The sequence below is a fragment of the Vibrio sp. Isolate22 genome (assembly GCF_022398115.1).
Classification (GTDB): Bacteria; Pseudomonadota; Gammaproteobacteria; order Enterobacterales; family Vibrionaceae; genus Vibrio.
This window is the reverse complement of sequence record NZ_JAKEUW010000005.1, coordinates 52,962-72,800: the sequence shown is the minus strand read 5'-3', so window position 1 is coordinate 72,800 and position 19,839 is coordinate 52,962. Positions and strand designations below refer to the sequence as shown.

Below are 19,839 nucleotides of genomic sequence, written 5' to 3'. Positions count from 1 at the left end.
CAATAACATAACTGGCGATATCAGCATTTCGAAAATACTTCACGTCATGTAGAATCGTCCCCTTAAAGCAGCATTTAGATAAAGCATTAAGTAGGCCAAAGTGGAAACATTACACAACGAACTGAAACAACTGATCATCGACGCACTAAATCTTGAAGACATGAGCATTGATGAGATTGAAACGGAAGCTCCACTGTTTGGTGATGGACTAGGACTAGATTCTATTGATGCACTAGAGCTTGGCCTTGCTATCAAGAAGAAGTACAACATCGTTATTGATGCTGACGATTCAAACACTCGCGAGCATTTTGCATCGGTTGCAAACCTAGCAAACTACATCTCATCTCAAACGAACAACTAGACAGATCTTTATGACACAAGCTAACCAACAAGAAGTATACAACCAGGTTAAAGATGCGCTGATTGAGCTGTTCGAGCTTGATGCTGAAGATATCACTCCGGAAGCTCATCTCTATCTTGATCTAGACCTAGACAGCATTGATGCGGTTGATTTAGTCGTTCACCTCCAGAACGTAACAGGTAAAAAGATCAAACCTGAAGAGTTCAAAGCAGTACGCACCGTTAATGACGTTGTAGAGTCTGTGGTTGAACTATTGAAGGACGCATAGTGCGTCCTCTGCTGACTTTACTGTCGGCAATCATACTTTTCACTTATCCAATAGCGGTTTACTTTGGACTCAACAAGTTTGGCCTGCAAACTGTGGGTATCGTCTTGGCCGTTATCTTTGCTGTGCGCATTTTTACTGGCGGCCAGGCAAAAATCAAAGAGCTAAAACACCTAGCTTGGATCAGTGGAAGTGCTGGTATTGTTCTGCTGACATTAGGTTTAGCCTTTAAACAGCATGGCTGGCTAACCTATTACCCCGTTATCGTTAATGTTTGTATGCTGGCTGTCTTTGCTTCAAGCCTATGGCAACCTCAAACGATCATCGAACGTCTTGCTCGCCTTCAAGAGCCTGAGCTTCCACAAAGTGGCATTGATTACACAAGAAAAGTCACCAAAGTCTGGTGCTTGTTCTTTGTTATTAATGGCTCTATTGCTTTTTACACCTGCTTCCAACCGCTAGAAGTATGGACCCTATATAATGGCTTACTCAGCTATGTATTTGCAGGGTTGCTCTTTGCAGGGGAGTGGATAGTGAGACAACGTATTCGTCAGAGTTAAATTGTTATGACCCAAACCGTATCTTACACCTCGCTGTCTGAGCTTCTCACTCAAAACCGAGTGCCCGAATCTATTGTCTGCTTTGATGACAATAGCGAGATTACGTGGCAAACCTTTAACGACGACTTATCGAAACTCATATGGCAATTGAGCTCATCGACCGTTCAACGAGTCGCGATTTGTACCCAAGATAGCTATCTGTTCTCAGTGGCGTTCGTAGCATCTTCAGCTGCTAACAAACACATTATTTTACCGGGCAACTATCAACCTTGTGCGCTTGCCGAGCTCAGTGAACATTTTGATTGCCTGTTAGTTGATGATTCAATTGGCACAGTTGAGGTGGGAGACGTTCGCAATATTCAAGCCTTATTGGACTCAAGCACTGAAATAGAAAAACCTCTGTCTGATAATCTTCCGGCCATTAATTTGGCTGCCACCCATTTGACCCTGTTCACTTCAGGTTCGAGCGGTACGCCAAAAGCGATAAATAAAACGCTAGAGCTTCTGGATATTGAGACAGCACAGTTACACAAAAACTGGGGCAAGCTCCTCAAAGGCAACCAAGTTCAAAGCACGGTTTCGCATCAACATATCTACGGTTTACTGTTTAGAGTCTTATGGCCACTCTGCTCTGGCATTCCGTTTGCTCGTAACAACCTAGAATACCCTGAACAAATTCTGTCTCATGCCAATAAAAACTGCTTTCTTATCAGCAGCCCAGCGCTACTGAAGCGATTAAAGCATGAGACCAACCAGGTACAACTTGCAGGAATCTTCTCTTCAGGAGGTCCACTGCCTACCGAGTCGGCTCATCAGTCGCGAGATTTGCTAGGGCATTTACCTATCGAGGTATTTGGCAGCACAGAGACTGGCGGTATAGCATTTCGTCAACAAGAGAGCGCTCAAACACCTTGGCAGCTTTTTGATTGTATTGAGGCTAGTCTCAACAGTGAGAATTGCATTAAGTTATTGTCGCCATATATCGATAAAAACAACTGGTATCAAACCGCCGACGAGTGCGAAATGGTCTCAGCTAGTCAATTCATATTGAAAGGTCGAACGGACCGAGTGATCAAGATTGAAGAAAAACGAGTATCACTGGTTGAAGTAGAAAAGCGCCTTGAGCAACTGCCTTGGATAAGTGAGTGTGTGGTGATTCCATTTGAAGAACCAGAGCGCCTCATCCTAGCCTCGGTTTTGGTATTATCAGATGAAGGCCAAGCTACTCTATCGACCATGAGTAAAGGTAAATTCTGGTTGATGCTACGCACAGAACTCAGAAAATGGTTAGAGCCAATCGCTATACCAAGAAAATATCGTATTGTTAATGAGATTCCCCTCAACAGCCAAGGTAAGCGGTTAACGTCTCACATAGAACAGCTAATAAAATCATAGTAACCGCTGATCGTATTTTACACTGAGATTATCTTTTTATACTTTTGTCAAAGTAACAATATTTACCCAAGGATTCTAAGCACGCCCTATGGATAAGAGAAAACCAACCGTCATTGCGGTAGACACTGTAGAAAATGAATCGACCCTAACACTTAATGTTAGCGGAGATATCACCGACTTTAAGGGACACTTCAAGAGCTTCCCTATTCTACCGGGCGTCACGCAAATTGATTGGGCACTTCACTACGCAGTCCAAGAATTAGGTGTCCCTGGTTTCTTTAAAGGCATGGAAGTCATCAAGTTCCAAGAACCTATCTTGCCTGGCGCCACAATCCAACTATCACTCAAATGGGATGCTGACAAAAGCAAGCTGAGCTTCAGCTACACCTCAAATAACGGTGAGCAAACTCATTCTTCAGGCAAAATGAAGCTGGGAGAGAAAAGTGAATAGCACTCCCGTCGAGGCTACTTCTCAACACCAAACAAAGGAAAGCAGCTACAAGGCATGCTTCCTTATCCCGTGCTTTAATCATGGCGCAACCATGCCTGCGGTGGTGTCGTCACTCCATCATTTTGAGTTACCGATCATCATCGTTGACGATGGTAGTGAGCTCGCTACAAAACAGTTTCTCACTCCCCTAGCAGAGCACTCACACGTAACCTTGGTGACACTTGAGCAGAACCAAGGCAAAGGCGGAGCGGTAAAAGCCGGTATCAAAAAAGCACAACAACTCGGTTTTAGCCATGCCATTCAAATTGATGCTGATGGACAACACGACCTTGATGCCTTGCCAACATTGATTCAGGCCTCACAAGCTAATCCGCAACGTCTGATATCAGGCCAGCCTGTCTACGATGACAGTGTACCCAAAGCGAGGCTATACGGACGCTACGCGACACACATTTGGGTATGGATAGAAACCCTGTCACTATCGATCAAAGACAGCATGTGTGGCTTTAGAGTGTATCCTGTCGACCAAACACAAGCAGTACTAAGCAAATACGATGTTGGGTCTCGAATGGACTTCGATATCGAGATTTTGGTTCGCCTGTATTGGGAAGGGTGTGACATCGACTTCGTTGAAACTCGGGTTATCTATCCTGAAAACGGCATCTCTCATTTCGATGCATTGTGGGATAACGTCAAAATCAGCTGGATGCATACACGTCTATTCTTCGGCATGCTACCTAGAGCACCTAAGCTGATTGCTCGCCATTTCAAATCTAACGCTACTGAAAGTAGCCAAGGTTCATCAGCGAACTCAGAACTAAAAGCTTCAGAGCAGCCGCACTGGTCTCGCACCCAGGAACGCGGCACCGTGTTAGGCATCAAACTGTTATTAACCATTTATACCTTGTTAGGTCGTGGTGTATTCAACCTAATTCTGCGTGGTGTCATGCGTTACTACCACTTAACTGGCAAGCGCGCGCGAAACGCTTCTGAGCAATACTTGTTTCAGTTGAAAGCCTATGCGGAACAACAAAATATTGAGTTACCCGCTGAGCTAACCAGCTACAACCACCTGCTTTCGTTTGGACATACCATGCTTGACAAACTCGCGGCATGGAAAGGCGATTTCTCAGTGGATAACCTCACCATCCATGGTCAAGACCAATTCGAAAACATGGTGGCAAACCAGCAAGGTGTGCTAATTCTTGGTTCTCACCTTGGTAATATTGAGCTGTGCCGAGCTTTGGGTCGTAGACACTCAAACATCAAAATCAATGCGCTGGTTTTTACAGAACACGCTGAGCGTTTTAACTCAGTTATGAAAGCGGTTAACCCGCAGTCAGACTTAAACCTGATCCAAGTAACTTCGATGGGACCTGATACGGCTATCCTTTTACAACAGAAGTTGGAGCAAGGTGAATGGATCGTAATTGTTGGTGACAGAACTTCCACCAGCAAAGAGAGCCGCTCAGTATGGGCAGAGTTCTTAGGTAAGGAAGCCCCGTTCCCTCAAGGGCCATTTATGTTAGCCTCTGTACTCAAAGCACCCGTATTTTTGCTATTTGGGTTACGTGACGATTCACAAGTAAAACCGCACTTTAATGTCTATTTCGAGCATTTTAGCGACAGAATCGAACTACCTAGAAAGACACGCGAACAATCTTTAAAGCAAGTCGTTCAACAATACGCAGATCGACTTCAGCACTACACACTGAAAGCACCGCTTCAGTGGTACAACTTTTTTAATTTTTGGACATTGAGCAAGCACCATGACGAAAAAGAATCCAAATAGCATCACCTTTGGTGCCGAACGCCTCACTATCGAGGACGTTGTCGCTATCTCACAAGGCGCAAAAGCCTCGATGAACACCAGTGACGAGTTCACTTCAAAAATCGACCGTGGTGTTGCATTCCTAGAGCGCCTACTTAAAGAAGAAGGCGTGATTTACGGCGTAACGACGGGTTACGGTGACTCTTGTACCGTTGCGATTCCGCCAAACCTTGTCGATGAACTACCTCTGCATCTGACGCGCTTCCATGGCTGTGGTTTAGGTGAAACACTGTCTCATGAGCAATCTCGAGCTGTATTAGCAACGCGCCTGTGTTCTCTATCACAAGGCGTGTCTGGTGTGACTCATGATCTGCTTAACCAGATCGTTACCCTAATCAACCAAGATATCTCACCACGTATTCCTCAAGAAGGATCAGTGGGTGCCAGTGGCGACTTAACACCTCTGTCTTACCTAGCAGCCGCGCTAATTGGTGAGCGTGATGTGATCTACAAAGGTGAAGTGCGCCCAACCAGTGACGTCTACAAAGAACTAGGCATTAGCCCTATCAAGCTTAAGCCGAAAGAGGGCTTGGCATTGATGAATGGTACGTCTGTAATGACGGCATTAGCTTGTATCGCTTATAAGCGCGCGGAATACCTAGCTCAACTATCGACTAAGATCACGGCTATGGTATCTGTCGGTATGCACGGCAATGACTTCCATTTCGATGAAGCGCTGTTCGCCGTAAAACCTCATCCAGGTCAACAACAGGTTGCGGCATGGCTACGTGATGATCTGCAAGCAGATCGCCCACCACGTAACAGTGACCGCCTACAAGATCGTTACTCTCTGCGCTGTGCGCCACATGTTATCGGTGTGGTTCAGGACTCTCTACCTTGGCTTCGCCAGATGATCGAGAACGAACTAAACAGTGCCAACGACAACCCAATTATCGATGGTGATAATGAACGCGTACTGCACGGTGGACACTTCTATGGTGGTCATATCGCAATGGCAATGGATACGCTAAAAACTGCCGTAGCCAACCTTGCGGACCTACTTGATCGCCAAATGGCCCAGCTGATGGATTACAAGTTCAACAACGGCTTGCCATTCAACCTAACGGGTGCTGAAGGCGAACGTAAGCCAATCAACCACGGCTTCAAAGCAGTACAGATCGGCGTGTCAGCTTGGACAGCTGAAGCATTGAAACACACGATGCCTGCAAGCGTGTTCTCTCGTTCAACTGAGTGTCACAACCAAGACAAAGTGAGCATGGGCACCATCGCAGCTCGTGACTGTTTACGCGTTCTAGAGCTAACCGAGCAAGTAGCGGCAGCGTCACTTCTAGCCGGTACACAAGCACTCGAACTTCGTAAACGCCACAATGAGCTTGATGAGCACCATATGAGTGAGAACCTCAAGCACATTCGTGACGAAGTACTGAAAGAGTTCGAGTTTATTGTCGAGGACCGCCCGCTTGAAGGCGATCTGCGCCACTTTATTTCTCGTATTCAAAATCAGCACTGGTCACTTTATTCATAGAGTCATGACCTTATAAAGTAGCCAACCCTTTACGCAATATTGTTGAGAGCGATTTATGTCTGAAATCCTTCATCCATTACAATCTGAGGTGACACTTGTTACCTCATTCCAAGATGCCGACCCTATGGGCGTGATCTATCACGGCAACTACTTCCGATTTTTTGAAGAAGTAAGACGCATCATGATGGATAAGATTGAGTACAACTACCATGAGATGAAGGATTCAGGCTACATGTGGCCTATCATCGATACCCGCGTAAAATACATCAAAGCGATACCGTTTAATCACAAGATTAAGGTCACGGCGAAGCTCACCGAGTGGGAAAACCGCCTGCGCGTTGATTATGAAATTCATGATGCTCTAACGGGTGCTCGCATGACACGCGCTCACACCATGCAGGTTGCGGTAACCATTGAAGAGCAAGAGATGTGCTTTGCTTCACCGAAGGTGTTTACTGACAAGGTAGAACACTGGCACCAGTATGGCTGCTTACCTCTCGCAGCTGAACATCAGCCTCAGGCTTCTAGCTCACAGCAGGTGAATCATGAATCTGTTTAAGCGCAACCGCAAATACATCAACATCGTGCTACTTGGGCTTACTGCGATAATGACGAGTGGCCTTGTGAGCGCCAAAGAGAACACAGCTCCTGTCGGCTCTATATCAGAGTTGCAGACGGTGCTCAGCGAAAATAGTATTGTTCGTGGTGAGTTTACTCAAACGCGCAATATGGAGATGTTCGCCCAGCCTCTGACGTCGCAAGGTACATTCCTATTAGACAAATCAAGTGGTTTACTTTGGACACAAACTACACCGTTTCCGGTGAACTTAGTGCTCACCGACAACAAGTTGAGCCAAAGGTTTGCCGACCAACCCGCAAAGATCATCACTGATAAAGAAAACCCAATGGCGTTTTATTTCAGCCACATTTTCCTATCGGTGTTCCACGGTGATACACAAAAACTTCAAGACCAATTCTCACTGACGTTCCAGCCTGCAACGGCACAAAGTTCAGACCAAAATACAGGATCTTGGACACTGACTCTTAAGCCCAAAAGCGCACCAATGAATGCAGTATTTGAGGGCATCACGCTGCAAGGTAACAGTGATATTGAGCGTATTGAGTTAAAAGAGATTCGCGGAGATAGCACGGTGATCGAATTCAGTCAGCTAAGCCATCAACCGGAAGTATTGTCAGATGCCGAAGCGCAACAATTTCAACTCTAAGCTCGCCCTTGTCTGGCTAGTGATTGTGGCACTTTTCAGCGGACTGTTGATTAAACAGTTCGCTTTTTCTTCTTCAGTGCCTATCGAAAGCAACATCATGAAATTGCTGCCTGAAAATCAGCAAGATCCTATGGTTGAGCAAGCTTTCCAGCAGATTTCCAACTCGATGAGTGAGCAAGTGGTATTTATCTTGAGTGGATCAGACATCAAGAACACCATCGCGGCAACCAAAGCCTTTGAAAAAGCACTCAATCACGACTCATTTTCAGGTGGTTCAGTACTCTTCAAACACGTGCAAGGTAAAATCAACTCGAGCACACAAAGCCAATGGAGTGACTTCTACTTCCGTCATCGAGCTCAGCTACTAACAGAGCAACAAAAAGAGACTCTGACGCACGCACCTGAGTCACGAGCTCAGTATGTGATTCAATCCTTGTACAACCCTTTTTCAGGCGTAACAGCGACCGAGCTAACCTTAGACCCATTCCTGTTATTTCGAGACTATATAAGCGAGGTTGGCACCCGCTCGAGTAACTTTGGACTTAAAGATGGCTATCTCACCGCTCAATCTCAAGAGCAATCACATATCCTCGTTACCGCAACGCTGGCGGGCTCTCCTTATAGCCTGACGATTCAAGAACAACTACCCGCGCTAGATGCTTTAGAGCGAGACATTGAGAAGCAATTTGACGTTAAAGTTCAGCACACTGGCGTGGTTTTCTACGCAAATTACGGCACCCAAAGTGCGAAATCTGAAATCAGCACTATTGGTTTAGGGTCATTAGCGGGCGTAATTTTATTGGTGTGGTTAACGTTTCGTAGCGCACTCCCACTTGCCTTGTCTTTACTCTCAATTAGCACGGGGTTATTGGTCGCATTGGCGAGCACCGTCGCTATCTTTGGCAAGGTCCACCTATTCAGCTTGGTGTTTGGCGCGAGCTTGATTGGCGTATCCATCGATTACTCGTTTCATTACCTCACTGACCGTTTGGCCGCAGGAAGCCAATGGCAGAGTGACAAAGGGCTAAAGCACATCTTAGTTGCCATCACCCTAGGTTTAATCACTAGCTTAATCGGATACTTAGGGCTGCTGGTTGCGCCCTTCCCTGGTCTACAACAACTTGCACTATTCTCGTCCATCGGACTTATCGCCGCCTACGCAAGCGTGGTGTGTTGGTACCCCGTGTTGGCCTCTAAACCGAGCCAAGAACGAGCGCTTCCTTTGGCTGGCCTTTGGCACACATGGTTAAACTTGTGGAGCCATCCTAGGTTTAGAATCAGCTTGCCATTGATAGTGACCGTCTTAAGTTTGGCGTCAATCACTCAGGTTCGCTACGACGACGATATCAGGCAGCTTCAAGCAATGCCTGACGAGCTAAAACAACAAGAGCAAGCTATCTCTGAGATATCTGGTTTAGGTAGTGCTCAGAACATGCTGCTAGTTACTGCCGAAAGCAACCAAGCGCTGCTCAATAAGTTAGCATTGATCAGTTCTAATCTTGATAACTTAGTCGCTCAGCAAGCTATCTCAGGCTATCGCAGCGTCAATCAACACCTGCCAAATGAGCAAGAACAACACCATAACTATCAGCTGGTTAAGCAGCTTTATGATAGTCAAAGCGCCACACTACAAACTACGCTTGGCTGGCCGAGCTTCCCAGAGCTTCCTAAATACAGTCCGATCACGCTCGATGAGTTTCTATCGTCGCCTGTATCAGAGCCTATTCGCCCGCTTTGGTTAAAACCAATCAATAACCAAGCAGCGTCGGTTATCATGGTCAAAGACGTCACTAACACCGCGCTGTTCTCACAGTGGTTAGAGTCCGACTTTACTCAGCAACAAGGTGTGAAATACCTCAATAAGGCAGATGAAATCTCCTCTCTTTTTGCTGAGTACCGCGTCAAAATTACCGAACTGTTATTGATTGCCTTCGCTGCTATTGGCATGGTGCTAGGATGGCGATATGGCGTGAAACAAAGCCTATTAATGCTTCTGCCATCTCTAATTGCAGGTGTCGCGGGGTTAGCGGTGACTGGCGTTTTAGGCTCAACATTGAACCTATTTAATCTGCTTGGCTTAATTCTGATTTTAGGGATTGGTATCGACTACACCCTGTTCTTTGCGGAGCAGAAGAAGTCGCTGAGCACCCTATTAGCAATCACTTTATCTGGCCTCACGACACTGCTGTCATTCGGCTTACTGTCACTGAGTCAGACTCATGCCATTCATAGCTTCGGGATTACCGTGTTAACCGGAATTTTTGTGGCGTGGCTGCTTTCCCCACTCGCCATCAACAATGAGCAAGCCACAGAAAAGAACAAACCGCGTGAGGCATTTAGATGAACAAGACAATCAAGATAGCATTCGCTGTCGTATTTAGCTTCCTACTCAATGCCTGCTCACTGGTTTCTCAACAACCGACAGGTGCGAGCGTCACTATCAATAAAGACACAGAACTCGCCTTGCCTCTACCCGAAGAACTTGGGTACTCATTAACAGCAAGTCAATTGATTAGCGCAACCTGGCAAGAGGATACCCAGCAGTTACCGGTTCAAGTTGAAGTTACGCCCGATAAGGTCGTTTTAGCTGGCTTCTCTTCTTGGGGTACACGTATCTTATCGCTGCAGTATCAAAACCAAGCCATTGAAACACAAGTACTATCTGGCCTCGGTGCTACCCTTCCTCAGCCCGAACAGGTACTGTTTAATTTGATGCTCACCTTATGGCCTGCAGAAGCATGGGCACAACCGCTACAAGGTATAGGCTGGCATTTAGTCGATACAGATAACAACCGCACTGTGTTTGACGGCGAGAATAAGGCAATCATCCGAATTGAATACCAAGCCGAACCGTATACACACAAAACGGCAGGCAACATTATTTTCAAACATTTGACCCAAGGCTACACCATTACTATACAAACGTTGAATTCAACGATTGTCGATAACCCAAGTAAGAGCTAAACACTATGCCTATTTATATCCAAGACTGTGGTTTCCACTCAGCGCTAGGCTCAAGTATTACTGACACTCATGACTGCCTAAAAGGCGAACGTGAACCAAACATGGTTGAAGTGAGCGATATGCTGAACGACGGCAAACACACTGTCGTTGGCAAAATCGCAGGTAAGCTACCAGAGATTCCATCCACTCTGGTGAAGTATGCCACCCGCAATAATCAACTGGCGTTATCAGCTCTCAACCAAATCAAAGATTCTATCGAACTTGCCAAGGCACAATTTGGCGCAGACCGTATCGCTGTTGTTATAGGCACCAGCACCTCTGGTATCTCCGATGGTGAAGCAGCCTTCAAACAAAAACTGACAAACGGTGAGTTTCCAGAAGATTACCATTACTCTAAACAAGAGCTTGGTGACACTTCTGAGTTCGTTAGCCAATACTGCGCATTAACGGGACCAAACTACGTCATCTCTACGGCTTGCTCATCCAGCGGCCGCGTGTTTCTTACCGCCCAGCGCTTGTTAGATTCAGGTATGGCTGATGCCGTGTTAGTCGGTGGTGTGGATACCCTATGTAAGTTGACGCTCAATGGTTTCCATGGTCTTGAAGCCCTTTCAACCAAACATTGTAAGCCATTTAGCGAATCTCGAGATGGCATCAATATTGGTGAAGCAGCCGCATTTATGTTGCTCAGTAAAACCAAGATCAAGCGTGTTCATTCTACTCAAAACACACCTCAAATTGCCTTATTAGGCTGTGGTGATAGCTCTGATGCACACCACATTTCAGCGCCTCACCCTGAGGGAAATGGCGCTGAACAAGCAATGAAAAAAGCTTTATATTCTGCACAGTTAAACGCAGAAGACATCGGTTACATCAATGCACATGGTACAGCAACGCCACTCAATGACTCGATGGAAAGCAAAGCCATCCATCGTATTTTTGCAAACAAGGTTCCCGTAAGTTCTACCAAGCAGTTGACCGGGCATACTCTAGGCGCAGCAAGTGCGATTGAGGCTGCAATTGCTTGGCATATTTTGAAATATGACTTACCGCTTCCCTTACAAAAATGTCAGGATAAAGCTGAAGATATTGAGGTTGATTTGGTAAACTGTTCCCAGAAACTTAAAGTAAAGAATATCTTAAGCAACTCTTTTGCTTTTGGTGGTAACAACATTAGCCTGATTTTTGGTGTAGTAAATGACTGATATCCCTTCTGTAGACCAACTTCTCCCTCACGATGAACCGATGATATTAATCGATCGTGCTATCAGCGTAGAGGCGTTGTCGATCCACTGTCAGGTCGATATTGGTGACCATAATCTGTTCTTTAATGCCGAATCTCAAACGGTCCCAGCTTATGTTGGCATCGAGTTTATGGCGCAGTCTGTAGCGGCATGGTCTGGATACCATGCGCTGAAAAACGGCACCACTCCCCCTATCGGTTTCCTACTTGGATCTCGTCGCTATAAATCACTGTGTGATGAGTTTACTCAAGGTCAGACCCTCGATATCTACGCCGAACAGCTTATGGAAGACAGTGGTATGGCCGTATTTACTGCAAGAGTCGAAGACCAAGGCGAGTTGGTGGCTCAATGCCAACTCAATGTTTACGTACCAACCGAACAAAAATTACAAGAAATGAAAACTAGGAGCCCATCATGACCCGTCAGGTTTTAGTCACTGGTGCCAGCAAAGGCATTGGTAAAGCGATCGCTATTCAACTCGCGAAAGACGGATTTGAAATCGCCGTTCATTACATGGGTGACAAGCAAGGTGCTGAAGAGACTCTACAATCGATCACCGAGCAAGGTGGCGCTGGACGTCTTATCCAATTTGATATCAGCAACCGCAACGAATGTCGCGAAAAGCTAGAGTCTGATATTGCTGAACATGGCGCTTACTATGGTGTGGTAAACAACGCAGGCATTACTCGCGACACGGCATTCCCAGCTATGACAGAAGAAGAGTGGGATGGCGTAATCCATACCAACCTAGACAGCTTCTACAACGTACTTCACCCTTGTGTGATGCCTATGGTGCAAAAGCGTAAAGGTGGCCGTATCGTCACGCTAGCGTCTGTATCAGGCATTATGGGTAACCGTGGTCAAACTAACTATGCAGCAGCAAAAGCGGGTGTGATTGGCGCGACTAAATCTCTTGCTCTAGAACTCGCAAAACGCAAGATCACGGTAAACTGTGTCGCTCCAGGCTTAATTGACACAGGTATGGTTGACGAGCACGTGAAAGATCACGCGCTTCCTCAAGTACCACTGCGCCGAATGGGTGAGCCGGAAGAAGTGGCAGGCCTAGTGAGCTACCTAATGTCTGATATTGCAGGCTACGTAACTCGCCAAGTGATTTCAGTAAATGGAGGCTTAGTATGACCCGCCGTGTTGTTGTAACTGGAATGTCTGGTGTTACTGCTTTTGGTAACGACTGGCAACAGATAGAGCCAAAACTAAAGGCCTGTGAAAATGCGACTCAATATATGCCAAGCTTCGAGCAATATGATGGTCTCAACACTAAGCTTGCAGCGCCTATTGATGACTTCCAACTGCCTAAACACTACAAGCGCAAGCAAGTACGTGGCATGGGCCGAGTATCACGCCTAGCAACCGTTGCTACTGAGAATGCATTACAGCAAGCAGGCTTAATTGGTCACGATGTATTGACCAATGGTGAGACTGGCATCGCTTACGGCTCTTCAACCGGCAGTACCGATGCGGTTGGTGCGTTTGGTGTGATGCTGAATGAGAAGTCTACACGAGCAATCACAGCAACCACTTACGTACAGATGATGCCGCACACTGCAGCAGTTAACGTAGGTCTGTTCTTTGGACTGCGTGGCCGCGTGATTCCCACCAGCAGTGCATGTACTTCAGGGAGCCAAGCCATTGGTTACGCCTATGAAGCGATCAAACATGGCTACCAAACCGTAATGGTTGCCGGTGGTGGTGAAGAGCTGTGCCCTACTGAGTCTGCCGTTTTCGATACCCTTTTTGCTACCAGTTTAAAAAACGACACACCCAAGAAATCCCCTAGCCCATACGACTGCGAACGTGATGGTTTGGTTATCGGCGAAGGTGCCGGAACCCTTATCCTTGAAGAGTACGAACATGCGGTTGCTCGCGGCGCAAAAATCTATGCCGAAATCATTGGTTTCGCTAGCAACTGCGATGCCGCCCACGTGACCCAACCTCAGATGGAAACCATGCAGATCTGTATGGAAAAAGCATTGAGAGACGCACAACTTCCAGCAGAGAAGATTGGTTACGTTTCTGCTCATGGCACTGCGACTGAAAAAGGCGACATTGCAGAGAGTAATGCAACAGCGAATATCTTTGGTGAAGTGCCTATTAGCTCTCTTAAGAGTTACTTCGGGCATACGCTTGGCGCATGTGGTGCAATTGAAGCATGGTTAAGCCTTGAGATGATGCACAGTGGTTGGTTCAGCCCAACCCTAAACCTAGAGAATGTCGATGAACAGTGCGGCAAGCTCGATTACATCACGGGCTCAGGTCGCGAACTGGATGTTGAATATCTGATGAGCAACAACTTTGCCTTTGGTGGTATCAACACCTCTATCATCTTCAAGAAAATCTAGGATAGATAATGAAAAACTGGTTAGCCGTTGCTGCTGTCACTTTGCTCGCAGGTTGTAGTGCTCCTAAATATTCAGGAAACGCACTGCCAGAAGCAAACAACATTAAAAACATCACTATCGTAGAAGACACCAAGACACGTACTGTGTTTCTTGATTCAATGCTCGACTGGTGTTTGAACAACCAAGTTAAATGTAAGGTTGTCGCTGACGGCTCTGAACACAAGCCTGAAGAAGTCACGCTAGATTACGTATCTCGTTGGAGCTGGGACTTCAGAACCTTTGTGGCAGATGCAAAGATCTCGGCTTATCAAGATCAACAGCGCGTTGGCAACGTAGAGTTTAAGGCGCCGAATAGCGGCAACTTTTCCAAGTTTGGTGACGATATGGAACGCATCAAAGCGATGATGGATATCTTGTTCGACAAGAAATCAGCCACGCAAGCAACTCAAATGATTGCCGACGACCAGCTATAGCTAAGTTATTTAGACAATAAACGAAGTTGTTTAGACAATAAAAGTTGAGACAAATAAAAAGGGTCAGTAACCAAGTTACTGACCCTTTTTTGAATCTAGCAATCGCTCAATTAAGCGTTAGCTTCACGCTCTGCGATGAACTCAAGAGCCATCTTGATACGAGCGATTACGCGCTCTTTACCAACAAGCTCCATCACTGCATCAACAGAAGGAGACTGACCGCCGCCTGTTACTGCTACGCGAAGTGGCATACCGATTTTACCCATGCCGATCTCTAGCTCTTCACATACTGCTGCAATCACACCGTCTTTGATGTTTGCCGTTGTGAACTCTTCAAGTGCTTCAACCTTAGCAAGAGCAAGCTCTAATGGGCCTTTAGCAACACCACGTAGGTGCTTCTTAGCTGCGCCAGCTTCAAACTCCGAGAAATCTTCGTAGAAGTAACGAGACTGCTCAGCAAGTTCGATAAGTGTGTTACAACGCTCGCCAACTAGCTTGATCACTTCAGTGATAGCAGGGCCGTTTGTTGTATCGATCTTCTGCGCGTCTAGGTGCCATTGCAGGTATTTTGCAACGTACTCAGGCTCAGAGGTTTTGATGTAATGGTTGTTCAACCAAAGTAGCTTTTCAGTGTTGAATGCAGATGCAGACTTGCTGATTGCGTTCAGGCTGAAGAACTCGATCATCTCTTCTTGAGAGAAAATCTCTTGGTCACCGTGAGACCAACCTAAACGAACAAGGTAGTTGTTTAGTGCGTTCGGTAGGTAACCTTCGTCGCGGTATTGCATTACTGATACAGCGCCGTGACGCTTAGACAGTTTCGCACCGTCATCACCTAGGATCATTGCACAGTGAGCGAAAGTTGGAACCGGCGCGCCTAGTGCTTCGTAGATGTTAATTTGACGAGGTGTGTTGTTGATGTGGTCTTCACCACGAACAACGTGTGTGATACCCATGTCCCAGTCATCCACTACTACTACGAAGTTGTAAGTAGGAGCACCGTCTGTACGACGAATGATTAGATCATCAAGTTGGCTGTTAGAAATTTCAATGCGACCACGGATTTGGTCATCAAATACTACACTGCCTTCTTTAGGGTTGCGGAAACGGATAACGCACGCATCGCCTTCTTGTGCTGCTTCGTTAGCTGCAATAATTTTAGGGTGGTTCGCATCGTAACGAGCCATCTCTTTGTTTGCTTCTTGCTCTGCACGAATTTCATCAAGCAGCTCTTTAGACGCGTAGCATTTGTATGCTTTGTCTTCAGCTAGAAGCTTATCAACCATTTCGTTGTAACGGTCAAAACGCTTAGATTGGTAGTAAGGACCTTCATCCCATTCCATACCCATCCATTGCATGCCTTCTAGAATTGCATCAACCGCTTCTTGAGAGTTACGCTCAAGGTCTGTGTCTTCGATACGTAGAACGAATTCACCGCCTTGGTTTTTAGCGAATAGCCAAGAGTAAAGTGCAGTACGTGCACCACCAACGTGAAGATAGCCAGTTGGGCTAGGAGCAAAACGAGTTTTAACCGTCATTTAAATACCTTGATTATGTAGGTGATTCTTTTAGTGGAGCCTATTACAAGGCCTGCAATAGTCAACCATCACTAAATTTTGGGCGCTATTTTATCACCACCGCTTAAATCTACAATCAGTAGTGAATGATTAATGTGCTGTTGTTGTACGAAAGCCGTTATTGAAAGACCAATTAAGCCCTTAAAGTCGTAAATCAATAGTCTTAGCCAGTAGATTATAGCCGCACATTCTTAATTTCCCGCTTCCATTCCAGATTGAACCCACCAGCTAGCACACCACCAAGATCAAATTATTGAATTTATGTTTGACCTTACCCTTACGGGAAGGTTTATGTTAGGCGTAGATGAGAATTGGAGTATCGATATGAACCACTACACAACCGCGCTCAACGGCCTAAATTGCATGGGTTGTGCGAAGAAAGTCCGCATACTGTTTGGCGATCTCGACAATACGACGATTAATGATATATCGCCGACCTATATCGATATTTCGACTCCTTCCAGTTACATTGAGCTCAACGAACAGTTAGCAACGCTTGGTTATTCTATGGGTAATCAACTGCACTTTTCTCTATCCGGCCTTAGTTGCGGTAAGTGCGTGAGCAAACTGGCTCAAGCGCTTGAACAAACTGAGCAAGCCTCAAACCTAGAAGTCAGCAAACAAGAATTATCACTGGTCACTTTGCTTTCTGAGTCCGAGGTTATTGAGCTGGTCGAAAGTATCGGTTATCACGCTGTCCCCTACTCTGAAGCACATGACCTGTCATCAAGTTCAGATTTAGAAGAAGATAAAAAGCCAGCACCTACAAAAACAACGTCAACTGAACCCGTTGCAAGTCAATATACTTACCACCTTGTTCTTGAGGGGATGACGTGCGCGAGTTGCGTTTCTTCAGTCGAAAAAGCACTGAAAAAGAACGAGTTCGTCGATCAAGCTCAGATCAACCTTGCCGAGCAAACGGCCTTGGTTTTCACCTCTCAAACACGCGTTCTGATCGAAAACAAGCTCATCGAATCGGTGAAAAACGCAGGGTATGGCGCTGAGTTTGTTGATGATGCGGGAACACAACAACAAAAACAGCAAGAGCAACAACTTCGCACTCAACAGGCCTTCCTGAAAAATTCAGTGAGTGCGCTGCTACTTGGCGGACCATTAATGGCATGGGGCGTCTTCGGTGGCAGCATGACCATCGCAACACAAAATGATCAACTGGCTTGGGGATTCATTGGTGTGATCTGCCTAGTGCTACTAGCCACCTCTGGACGCAGTTTCTTCACTAACGCGTGGCAATCCTTGATGCATAAACGCGCGACCATGGACACGCTAGTAGCTTTGGGTACAGGCGCAGCATGGTTCTACTCAATGTTGGTTGTGCTCATTCCATCATGGTTCCCTGAAGCCTCTCGCCACGTCTATTTTGAGGCGAGCGCGATGATCATTGGCCTTATTTCTTTGGGTCACTATATCGAAGCCAAAGCCAAAGCTCGCACTACAAAATCGCTACAGGCACTGATTAATTTACAGCCTCAAAAAGCGATGGTTATCGTTGATGGCAAAGAGCAAATTATTGCAGTAGAGGCTATCCAAGTGGGTATGCATATACGCGTCAAACCTGGGGAGAAAGTACCGGTTGATGGTGTTGTGGTATCAGGAGAGTCTTACATCGATGAATCCATGTTGACCGGTGAACCGCTTCCCAACGTAAAGTCGGTTAGTGATGGCGTTTCTGCAGGCACCATTAATGGTGATGGCAGCTTAATTATTGAAGCGACAGGTATTGGCTCAAGCACTATGTTGGCTCGCATCATTCAGATGGTTCGCCAAGCACAAAGCAGTAAACCTGCAATTGCAAAGCTTGCCGACTCTATCTCTGCCGTTTTCGTTCCTGTTGTCGTCGCGATCGCAGCCGTTGCCGCCCTAGTTTGGTTCTTTGTTGGTCCGCAACCAAGTGCAAGCTACATGCTTGTCATATCGACGACTGTGCTGATCATCGCTTGCCCGTGTGCTTTAGGCCTTGCAACGCCGCTTTCTATTACAGTCGGTGTAGGCAAAGCTGCTGAGTTTGGCGTTCTAATCAAAGATGCTGATGTATTGCAGTCAGCGAGCAAAATCGATGCTGTAGTATTTGATAAGACGGGTACCCTAACCCAAGGTAAACCAAGCGTACAGCAAGCGTTTTACCACAACCTATCAGAACAAGAACTGTTGGCTTACGCCTATTCTGTTGAAGTCGGTTCAGAACACCCGCTTGCCAAAGCCGTTTGCCAATATGCAGAGAACTTAGAAGTTTCAGCACTCCCACACAGCGACTTTGAAAACCGCCGAGGCCTTGGTGTACAAGCCAACATTAACGGAAAACACGTTCAAGTCGGCTCTCTGAAATACCTAACCCAACTCGGTATTGATACTCAAGTGGGCCGTGACTTTATTGAACTTTGCCGCACACAAGCATGGACGCCAATTTTCATAGTCATCGACCAAAAACTGGAGGGCATATTAGGTATTTCAGACGCGTTAAAAATAGATAGCAAACAAGCTATTGCTCAACTAAAATCCGCCGGAATTCACACAGTGCTACTCACTGGCGACAACGACTCGGTTGCTCAAGCGATTGGCAAAAGCGTCGGTATCGATGAGGTTATCTCTGAGGTACTTCCAGAGCAGAAAGCGCAACATATTGTTCAGCTTCAACAACAATATAAGAGTGTAGCCATGGTTGGAGACGGTATAAACGACGCACCTGCACTGGCTCAGGCCGATATAGGTATCGCCATGGGCAGTGGCAGTGATGTGGCGATCGAGAGTGCACAAATGGCACTCCTCAACTCGTCGCCTCTCTCTGTTAGTAATGCGATTGAGCTGTCCCAAGCAACGGTGAGAAACATGAAGCAAAACCTCTTTGGTGCTTTCATCTACAACTCGTTGGGCATTCCTATCGCGGCTGGTGTGCTCTACCCGTTTTTCGGATTTTTACTCAGCCCAGTGGTGGCAGGCGCAGCCATGGCGATGTCGTCCATTACTGTGGTAAGTAATGCCAATAGGCTGAGACTGTTCAAACCGACCCATTCTAATATCAACAATAATCCTATTCATGAGGTTAGCCATGATTCGTAAAATTATGACTCTTACTGCACTCGCTGCAATATCAGGACAAGCTCTCGCAACTGATGTTCTAAACCATAAATCACCATACTGCGGCTGTTGTACAGAATGGACAGAGCACATGCGTGATGCTGGTTTCGATGTAACAGAGAAGCTCCACGATGATATGAACCCAATCAAGCAAAAGCTAGGGGTTACACCTGAGCTTGCATCTTGTCACACGGCAGAGATTGACGGTTACGTATTTGAAGGACACATCCCAGCAGAAGACGTGAAAGCCTTTTTAGAAAACCCACCACGCAATGCGATTGGTTTGGCGGTTCCGGGTATGCCAATGGGCTCACCAGGTATGGAGTATGGCGATAAGAAAGACGAATACTCGGTGTACGCGTTTAATGATAAAGGTCAGGTGTTTGAGTACCGTCATTACAAAGGTAACTAAAGTACGCCCTAACTAGAAATGAAAACATAAAAATAGAGCCTAGTATTAAGTAAACCCAAGACAGTGATTTACTTACTAGGCTCTTTGCTTTTGGACAGTAAAGCAAATCTTGTCGCGACACCAACCGGGCTGTTAGTGCCG

19 protein-coding genes are annotated in these 19,839 nt (G+C 46.3%); 18 read left to right on the top strand and 1 reads right to left on the bottom strand.

Translation table 11 applies throughout. The features are described 5' to 3' along the window. Positions 1–100 precede the first annotated feature (100 nt). From L1D55_RS05150 to L1D55_RS05075, 16 genes are all read left to right on the top strand, one after another. Positions 101–361: a phosphopantetheine-binding protein gene (locus L1D55_RS05150; RefSeq protein WP_004739743.1), complete on the top strand. Its 261-nt coding sequence runs from the start codon at positions 101–103 to the stop codon at positions 359–361. A gap of 10 nt (positions 362–371) precedes the next feature. Further along, positions 372–629, top strand: a complete 258-nt coding sequence (locus L1D55_RS05145) for an acyl carrier protein (RefSeq protein ID WP_004739745.1) — start codon at positions 372–374, stop codon at positions 627–629. Beyond that, positions 629–1,186 (top strand): septation protein IspZ, encoded by a 558-nt coding sequence (locus tag L1D55_RS05140; RefSeq protein ID WP_239916717.1) that lies wholly within the window; start codon positions 629–631, stop codon positions 1,184–1,186. Before L1D55_RS05145 ends, L1D55_RS05140 begins: the two co-directional genes overlap by 1 nt. A 6-nt stretch (positions 1,187–1,192) precedes the next feature. Next, the gene (locus tag L1D55_RS05135) at positions 1,193–2,581 is read left to right on the top strand and encodes an AMP-binding protein (protein WP_239916712.1); all 1,389 of its coding nucleotides are present in this window, start codon (positions 1,193–1,195) and stop codon (positions 2,579–2,581) included. Positions 2,582–2,669: 88 nt separating this feature from the next. Beyond that, on the top strand, positions 2,670–3,032 hold the full coding sequence (locus tag L1D55_RS05130) for a 3-hydroxyacyl-ACP dehydratase (protein WP_239916711.1): 363 nt from the start codon (positions 2,670–2,672) through the stop codon (positions 3,030–3,032). Continuing rightward, on the top strand, positions 3,025–4,824 hold the full coding sequence (locus tag L1D55_RS05125) for a glycosyltransferase family 2 protein (RefSeq protein WP_239916710.1): 1,800 nt from the start codon (positions 3,025–3,027) through the stop codon (positions 4,822–4,824). Before L1D55_RS05130 ends, L1D55_RS05125 begins: the two co-directional genes overlap by 8 nt. Further along, positions 4,802–6,349, top strand: coding sequence for an aromatic amino acid ammonia-lyase (locus L1D55_RS05120; RefSeq protein ID WP_086714004.1), 1,548 nt, complete (start codon positions 4,802–4,804; stop codon positions 6,347–6,349). Before L1D55_RS05125 ends, L1D55_RS05120 begins: the two co-directional genes overlap by 23 nt. 55 nt (positions 6,350–6,404) lie before the next feature. Further along, entirely contained in the window at positions 6,405–6,908 is a 504-nt protein-coding gene (locus L1D55_RS05115; RefSeq protein WP_239916709.1) for an acyl-CoA thioesterase, read from the top strand. Further along, positions 6,895–7,575 (top strand): outer membrane lipoprotein carrier protein LolA, encoded by a 681-nt coding sequence (locus L1D55_RS05110; protein ID WP_239916708.1) that lies wholly within the window; start codon positions 6,895–6,897, stop codon positions 7,573–7,575. Before L1D55_RS05115 ends, L1D55_RS05110 begins: the two co-directional genes overlap by 14 nt. Next, a complete protein-coding gene (locus L1D55_RS05105; RefSeq protein ID WP_239916707.1) occupies positions 7,547–9,919 on the top strand; it encodes an MMPL family transporter in 2,373 nt (790 codons plus the stop codon). Before L1D55_RS05110 ends, L1D55_RS05105 begins: the two co-directional genes overlap by 29 nt. Continuing rightward, positions 9,916–10,539 (top strand): DUF3261 domain-containing protein, encoded by a 624-nt coding sequence (locus tag L1D55_RS05100; RefSeq protein ID WP_239916706.1) that lies wholly within the window; start codon positions 9,916–9,918, stop codon positions 10,537–10,539. The genes L1D55_RS05105 and L1D55_RS05100 overlap by 4 nt, the downstream gene beginning before the upstream one ends. 5 nt (positions 10,540–10,544) lie before the next feature. Further along, positions 10,545–11,744 (top strand): beta-ketoacyl-[acyl-carrier-protein] synthase family protein, encoded by a 1,200-nt coding sequence (locus L1D55_RS05095; RefSeq protein WP_239916705.1) that lies wholly within the window; start codon positions 10,545–10,547, stop codon positions 11,742–11,744. Beyond that, entirely contained in the window at positions 11,737–12,201 is a 465-nt protein-coding gene (locus tag L1D55_RS05090) for a hotdog family protein (RefSeq protein ID WP_128161691.1), read from the top strand. Before L1D55_RS05095 ends, L1D55_RS05090 begins: the two co-directional genes overlap by 8 nt. Then, complete coding sequence (locus L1D55_RS05085; RefSeq protein WP_061034128.1) at positions 12,198–12,923, top strand: 3-ketoacyl-ACP reductase FabG2; 726 nt, start codon at positions 12,198–12,200, stop codon at positions 12,921–12,923. The genes L1D55_RS05090 and L1D55_RS05085 overlap by 4 nt, the downstream gene beginning before the upstream one ends. Further along, positions 12,920–14,143 (top strand): beta-ketoacyl-ACP synthase, encoded by a 1,224-nt coding sequence (locus L1D55_RS05080; protein ID WP_239916704.1) that lies wholly within the window; start codon positions 12,920–12,922, stop codon positions 14,141–14,143. Before L1D55_RS05085 ends, L1D55_RS05080 begins: the two co-directional genes overlap by 4 nt. 8 nt (positions 14,144–14,151) lie before the next feature. Continuing rightward, positions 14,152–14,616: an Sbal_3080 family lipoprotein gene (locus tag L1D55_RS05075; RefSeq protein ID WP_239916703.1), complete on the top strand. Its 465-nt coding sequence runs from the start codon at positions 14,152–14,154 to the stop codon at positions 14,614–14,616. A gap of 110 nt (positions 14,617–14,726) precedes the next feature. Here the strand turns inward: L1D55_RS05075 and gltX are convergent, their stop codons facing one another. Continuing rightward, positions 14,727–16,154, bottom strand: a complete 1,428-nt coding sequence (gene gltX / locus L1D55_RS05070; RefSeq protein ID WP_008218185.1) for a glutamate--tRNA ligase — start codon at positions 16,152–16,154, stop codon at positions 14,727–14,729. A 300-nt stretch (positions 16,155–16,454) separates the two neighbouring features. Here gltX and L1D55_RS05065 point away from each other — a divergent pair, with 300 nt between their 5' ends. Both L1D55_RS05065 and L1D55_RS05060 read left to right on the top strand, forming a co-directional pair. Next, on the top strand, positions 16,455–19,268 hold the full coding sequence (locus tag L1D55_RS05065; protein ID WP_239916702.1) for a copper-translocating P-type ATPase: 2,814 nt from the start codon (positions 16,455–16,457) through the stop codon (positions 19,266–19,268). Beyond that, complete coding sequence (locus L1D55_RS05060) at positions 19,258–19,698, top strand: DUF411 domain-containing protein (RefSeq protein WP_008218183.1); 441 nt, start codon at positions 19,258–19,260, stop codon at positions 19,696–19,698. The genes L1D55_RS05065 and L1D55_RS05060 overlap by 11 nt, the downstream gene beginning before the upstream one ends. Positions 19,699–19,839: the final 141 nt, after the last annotated feature.

Excerpts from the sequence above, each read along its gene's own strand:
- L1D55_RS05100 (WP_239916706.1), top strand. The coding sequence starts at position 9,916 with ATGAACAAGACAATCAAGATAGCATTCGCTGTCGTATTTAGCTTCCTA.
- L1D55_RS05095 (WP_239916705.1), top strand. The coding sequence starts at position 10,545 with ATGCCTATTTATATCCAAGACTGTGGTTTCCACTCAGCGCTAGGCTCA.
- L1D55_RS05110 (WP_239916708.1), top strand. The coding sequence starts at position 6,895 with ATGAATCTGTTTAAGCGCAACCGCAAATACATCAACATCGTGCTACTT.
- L1D55_RS05075 (WP_239916703.1), top strand. The coding sequence starts at position 14,152 with ATGAAAAACTGGTTAGCCGTTGCTGCTGTCACTTTGCTCGCAGGTTGT.
- L1D55_RS05145 (WP_004739745.1), top strand. The coding sequence starts at position 372 with ATGACACAAGCTAACCAACAAGAAGTATACAACCAGGTTAAAGATGCG.
- gltX (WP_008218185.1), bottom strand. The coding sequence starts at position 16,154 with ATGACGGTTAAAACTCGTTTTGCTCCTAGCCCAACTGGCTATCTTCAC.
- L1D55_RS05135 (WP_239916712.1), top strand. The coding sequence starts at position 1,193 with ATGACCCAAACCGTATCTTACACCTCGCTGTCTGAGCTTCTCACTCAA.
- L1D55_RS05080 (WP_239916704.1), top strand. The coding sequence starts at position 12,920 with ATGACCCGCCGTGTTGTTGTAACTGGAATGTCTGGTGTTACTGCTTTT.
- L1D55_RS05130 (WP_239916711.1), top strand. The coding sequence starts at position 2,670 with ATGGATAAGAGAAAACCAACCGTCATTGCGGTAGACACTGTAGAAAAT.
- L1D55_RS05115 (WP_239916709.1), top strand. The coding sequence starts at position 6,405 with ATGTCTGAAATCCTTCATCCATTACAATCTGAGGTGACACTTGTTACC.
- L1D55_RS05090 (WP_128161691.1), top strand. The coding sequence starts at position 11,737 with ATGACTGATATCCCTTCTGTAGACCAACTTCTCCCTCACGATGAACCG.
- L1D55_RS05065 (WP_239916702.1), top strand. The coding sequence starts at position 16,455 with ATGTTTGACCTTACCCTTACGGGAAGGTTTATGTTAGGCGTAGATGAG.
- L1D55_RS05105 (WP_239916707.1), top strand. The coding sequence starts at position 7,547 with ATGCCGAAGCGCAACAATTTCAACTCTAAGCTCGCCCTTGTCTGGCTA.
- L1D55_RS05120 (WP_086714004.1), top strand. The coding sequence starts at position 4,802 with ATGACGAAAAAGAATCCAAATAGCATCACCTTTGGTGCCGAACGCCTC.
- L1D55_RS05085 (WP_061034128.1), top strand. The coding sequence starts at position 12,198 with ATGACCCGTCAGGTTTTAGTCACTGGTGCCAGCAAAGGCATTGGTAAA.
- L1D55_RS05060 (WP_008218183.1), top strand. The coding sequence starts at position 19,258 with ATGATTCGTAAAATTATGACTCTTACTGCACTCGCTGCAATATCAGGA.